The sequence below is a fragment of the Pedobacter fastidiosus genome (genome assembly GCF_014306625.1).
GTDB lineage: Bacteria > Bacteroidota > Bacteroidia > Sphingobacteriales > Sphingobacteriaceae > Pedobacter > Pedobacter fastidiosus.
Map to the genome: position 1 here is coordinate 1 of NZ_JACRYL010000046.1, position 4989 is coordinate 4989.

At 39.9% G+C, this 4989-nt stretch carries 7 protein-coding genes; 2 read left to right on the forward strand and 5 right to left on the reverse strand.

The features are described 5' to 3' along the window. Together H7U22_RS22680 and H7U22_RS22685 are read right to left on the reverse strand one after the other, a co-directional pair. Nucleotides 1–866, reverse strand: an 866-nt coding sequence (locus tag H7U22_RS22680) for a site-specific integrase (protein ID WP_187073622.1), incomplete at its 3' end; no start/stop codon positions are given. A gap of 589 nt (nucleotides 867–1455) precedes the next feature. Continuing rightward, nucleotides 1456–1911: a hypothetical protein gene (locus tag H7U22_RS22685; protein ID WP_187073623.1), complete on the reverse strand. Its 456-nt coding sequence runs from the start codon at nucleotides 1909–1911 to the stop codon at nucleotides 1456–1458. 235 nt (nucleotides 1912–2146) lie between these two features. Here H7U22_RS22685 and H7U22_RS23260 point away from each other — a divergent pair, with 235 nt between their 5' ends. Beyond that, nucleotides 2147–3313 (forward strand): sensor histidine kinase, encoded by a 1167-nt coding sequence (locus tag H7U22_RS23260; protein WP_248284842.1) that lies wholly within the window; start codon nucleotides 2147–2149, stop codon nucleotides 3311–3313. Next, entirely contained in the window at nucleotides 3294–4040 is a 747-nt protein-coding gene (locus H7U22_RS22695; RefSeq protein WP_187073624.1) for a LytR/AlgR family response regulator transcription factor, read from the forward strand. Before H7U22_RS23260 ends, H7U22_RS22695 begins: the two co-directional genes overlap by 20 nt. Before the next feature lie 417 nt (nucleotides 4041–4457). On the opposite strand, the gene H7U22_RS23530 is transcribed toward H7U22_RS22695, so the two are convergent. The 3 genes from H7U22_RS23530 to H7U22_RS22705 all read right to left on the reverse strand — a co-directional run. Continuing rightward, nucleotides 4458–4559: a hypothetical protein gene (locus H7U22_RS23530; RefSeq protein WP_262890382.1), complete on the reverse strand. Its 102-nt coding sequence runs from the start codon at nucleotides 4557–4559 to the stop codon at nucleotides 4458–4460. After that, nucleotides 4556–4705, reverse strand: coding sequence for an alpha-ketoglutarate-dependent dioxygenase AlkB (locus H7U22_RS23535; RefSeq protein WP_262890383.1), 150 nt, complete (start codon nucleotides 4703–4705; stop codon nucleotides 4556–4558). Before H7U22_RS23535 ends, H7U22_RS23530 begins: the two co-directional genes overlap by 4 nt. Nucleotides 4706–4762: 57 nt before the next feature. Continuing rightward, nucleotides 4763–4989 (reverse strand): nucleotidyl transferase AbiEii/AbiGii toxin family protein (locus tag H7U22_RS22705; RefSeq protein ID WP_248284843.1); only part of this gene is annotated, 227 nt, incomplete at its 5' end.

Genomic DNA, 4989 nt, shown 5'->3' on the forward strand with positions numbered 1-4989 from the left:
AGCATTTTGGATACACTTTCCATAGGAACACCATTTAACAGGGTTATCGTTGTTGCGAAGGTATGCCTTGCAATGTGAGAACTTAAAGGTTTATCAATCCCACAAACTGCGGCGATTTCCTTGAGGTACTCATTTAGCTTTTGATTGCTTGAAACTGGCAATGCCCTGTCTTTGGTGATGCAATACGGATGGTCATTGTATCTTTCCAATATTGCGATTGCTGGTGGAAGTAGTGGGACAGCAGACCGGGTTCCTGTTTTGGTTCTGTTTGTGTAAACCCATTTTTTGCCGTCTACCCCTAATTTAATATTAGATAGGCTCAATTTTTCAATGTCAGAATAGGCAAGTCCGGTAAAACAGCAGAAGATAAAAACGTCCCGTACCTGACTTAATCGCTCGGTCAAGAACTGCTTTTCTGAAATTCTCGTTAATTCATCCTCTGTCAGAAACGACCGCTCTACATTTTTACTTCTCAGCTTGTATCCAAACATTGGATCGCTGTCAATCCACTTTAAGCTTAACGAAATGCGAAGGATCTTTCCAAAACTTTTAAGATACCTTACCGTAGTGTTGTTTGCACAACCGTTTACCGTTCTCAAGAAAAAATCAAAATCCCTTATAAACGCATGGTTAATATTTTTGATGTTGATATCTGTTGTCTGGTATTTCTCGTTCATGAAGGCCGTAAGATGTCTTTCCAAGACCTGAAAGCGCTTCAAAGTACCAATAGCATATTCACGCCCCACCAAGGCTTCCATCTTTTCGTTATGAACTTTGATGCCTTCCATCAAGGTACGCTTCCGGACTTCCCGCCCGATAAATCTGCACTTAATGCCTTCGGCTGTAATAACTTCGTCCGCATCCATAAAACCTCCTACCTCTTAAGATGCTCGACGTTGGGGCACCGGGGTGTCGCAGTTGGTATGGTTGGGTCAGGCTGCGTTGATCGAAGCCAGATGGAAAGGTGCTAAAAAGAAAAAGCCCTGATCAGGCTGGACAGTTTGGAACGAAACAGGGTGGATACTTTCACTGAAATACACAGTTAAATCCCTATAATTTTCTCAAATTGTCAATTTTGTAATGATTTCACGTAATAACCTGTCAATTTTTTATTTATATCAATATTTTCCAATGGTAAATCCCAAATCGTTGCAATACTGTTAAGGTCAGTAAAGAGATTTTTCGAAAAATATAGCGTCTCGGGACAAAGCCCCTTATGTCCGGGGTTTTGTTATATGCAAAATTGCTTGTGCGGTGAAAAATCAGACCACAACTGAACATCTTACATAGCACAATCTCTCCTTTCGGTAATTAATAAAAGCATACACTCAGTACGCAAAGAAATTTTAATTGCATTTGTAAACGTCACTAAAACACTATAGTCATATTGGAAGTTGCAAAATTAGCGTTGACGATTCGTTTTGATCGGAAATCCATTTACTTATTATAAGACGATTAATGAGGATTGGGAAACATCATTTCATCAACCTGCGTACCCTGACCAGCAACCCGGCACCAACTGCCGTCTTTTTTAACGTATACCTCTAGGCGGCGTACCTTGATGGCTATATCTTGCCCCGCTACATTGAGTTGCACTGCCGCCAGCCAGTTAATTACGGCAGTAGTGGCGTTGTAGATCCGGATGTATTCGCTTCCAGGAATGGTTTTAACTGATTTAAAAATTAGCTTTTGATTATCCTGAGAGCCTTTTGTTTGCTGTGTTGAAAAGGAGATATCGCCTTTTGCACCAACCATGATCAAGTCGTTACAATTGGCTTTGGCTATCAGCGCCGGGTCATGTATAAAACTGCGCAACTCTTGCCTTTCTTTGGCAAAACTGATGGTATCCACCTGTGCAAAAGCTGGGCTCACTAAGATTGTCAAAATCAATAGGATGATTAGTTTTTTCATAATTTTACGATCAGTGTTTGTATTTTCTTGGTCAAAGTTAAAGAGGAAATCTCGGTTGTTTTTGAAAATTAGACGTCCATCACTTTTACATAGACATAAGATCCATTTCCAGAGTCAAAAGACTTTCGTCGTCGACAAAATGATTAAAGCAGCAAAAAATACCCGCAGGTCTATTTACTGCCTGATGATACTTGTATACTTGGGCAGAAACGTATCTTTATAAAAAAGACGCTACATGGATCAGCTTCAATTCGTGTTTTCAAGAGCAAACAAATGGGTGCTGTACCGACATGCCAGCTTTTGGATATGCTGGTATTTGTTCCAGGTTTATTTATATGCTTTTACACCATCGCCGCTGCTTTTGGCCATTAGCTTCGGTGCCCGAATTGGACTAACTGCCATTGAAGGTCTATTTTTTATCTTTCCAACTATGTTCCTTACCTATACCTTACTGTATTGGATTATTCCTAAAATGGTCATACCTGCCAGATATTTGAAAGCCACATTTTGGATTATTGTCCTCCTTTTCATTACCGCTGGGTTATCAGCCCTGATCTCGTTAACCATTTTGGATTATTTGCGCAGGTTGTATTTCACGCGATATTTTGCACAGGCCATATCTGCACCAATGTCATTCGGACTTAAGGTTTTTTTAGCCATGATGGGCGGCTTAAGGGGCAGTATCACCATTGGCGGCCTGGCTGCGGCTATAAAAATGATGAAATATTTTTACGAAAAACAACAGCATGCTTTGTTGCTGGAAAAAGAAAAATCGATTGCCGAATTACAATCACTAAAAGCCCAGCTGCATCCACATTTCCTGTTTAATACACTTAACAATATCTATTCGCACACGCAGGATACGGCCCCGGTTGCTGCAGACATGATTATTGCGCTTTCCGCACTGTTACGCTATATCCTTTATAACTGTAATACTCCTGTGGTTAAACTTGAACAGGAGATAAAAATGATTCATGAATATATCGAACTGGAAAAAAGGCGTTACGGAAACGAACTGGAGGTAAGCATACAAACACCGCCAAATTATTCGGATCTTACCATCGCCCCATTACTGATCCTGCCCTTTGTTGAAAACTGCTTTAAGCATGGTACTAGTGAGGTGTTGGAAAGGCCATGGATGAGCATGACTATCAGTTTGGAGGGACAAATAATGCAACTTAAGCTCATTAACGGTAAGGTTCAAAATAAAAGCGTTCAAACCGGCGGCATCGGCATTAGCAATGTGCGGCGGAGGTTGGAACTGCTGTACCCGGAAAAATTTATATTTGATATAATTGATGAGGAAGACGTTTATATTGTGAATCTTAAGATAGAATTAAAACCAGATACTGTTCCCGCGCAAGAAACTAACTTTAAAGATAATGAACTTACCTATATTTAATTGCCTGATCGTAGATGATGAGCCCCCAGCGAGGGAAGTTCTTAAACGTTACATAGCGAAAATGCCGATATTGCATCTCGTTGGTGAGTGTGGCAATGCATTGCAGGTCATCCCTTTCCTGCATCAGCACCCAGTTGATATTATTTTCTTGGATATCCGCATGCCGCAACTGACCGGACTGGAATTGGTAAGCACACTAACCCGAGCGCCTAAAATCATCTTTACTACGGTTTTTGCAGAGCACGCGCTGGAAAGCTATGAACTTGATGCGGTGGATTATCTACTCAAACCCATTAAGTTTGAACGTTTTGTAAAGGCAATAAACAAGGCTATCACAACAGGGGTACTGCCTGCGATTAATCAGTCAGTTGAAAAGATTATCCGGCCACAAGCTGCTGGGAGAGATAATTTCCTTTATTTCCGTTCCGACCGAAAAATGGTTAAGGTATATCTTAGAGACATCCGGTATATTGAGAGTTTAAAAGATTATGTAAAGATTGTCACCGCGCAAGGGCAAGTAATCACCAAATATTCCATGGTTGCCTTAGAGGCTATGTTACCCAGTTCCAATTTTGTGAGGATACACCGGTCCTATATTATTGCCATTGATCAGTTAAGATCTTACACCACCAATCACATTCAGCTTGGTACAACAGAACTGCCTATTGGTAAACTCTACCAACGGGAAGTTTTTGATACCTTGAAAAAGAGAAACGACAGCAGGTGAAGCTGATCTAAATAACCTAAGGAGAGAAAGAATCATCAAACAAGAAGCTGGACGGTTGACGATGAAAACATCAACGTTGCTGTTAAAGACAACAAATTAACACTTAAGGAACAGTAGATTCTCTTTATCAAAAGGATGAAGCTAGAAGAATTGGGTGGAATGCCCCAGGTGTTTCCTCTGTTTAGAACGGATTGCTAGTCGATTTTGATTACTAATTAGCTAGCAAAGTGGAGATTTCGGTGCTATTTACCATATGATTCCGTAGCGAATTGACCACTTAAACTAATTGCAGTTATTTTTGTAATTAGCTAGTAATTAATTATTTAAGTTGGTAAATTCTAGGGGAAATCGATTGTCTCTAGTTTCTGGAATTGACTGATCCCACTCTCCGAACTTTCCAAGTTATTCTCATATAATTTACAAAAAAATTGTTCTGAAAGTTAAATTTACTCTTGGTTTTGTACTCAATTTAGAGGGTGGTAATCTATGAAGCCAATTTGTTTGCGTATTGTGTTTCATAACCAACAAACTTCCGTGTTCAAGTAGTAATGCAGTTCTTTAGTTTGCTTATGTTTAAATGCAAATTTTCGTTCTGCCCCAAAGCTCAATGATGCAATTGCTCCATTCTTTTCCAAATCTTTTTCGGCATCACTATGCCACGCCATTCCTTCATCTCCATTGTGGTAAAGGTTAAGTAAACAAGAATTAAATAATTTTCCGGTTTATTTTTCAATTATAGATTTTAACGAAGAACTGAACAGGTCAATGTCTATGGATTCCCTATGGCCAATCCTCAGCGAAAGTGCGGTGCCGCCTACAAGGTAAAATGAGTTGAGCTGAGAGTCTTTCATCAACTTGTGGATCAGATCCAATGTCCCTGGTTTAACTGTTTCTTTGTGTAACATCTGAGTTTTTCTTTGCTCAACTGAAAATATTCGCAAACGGCATC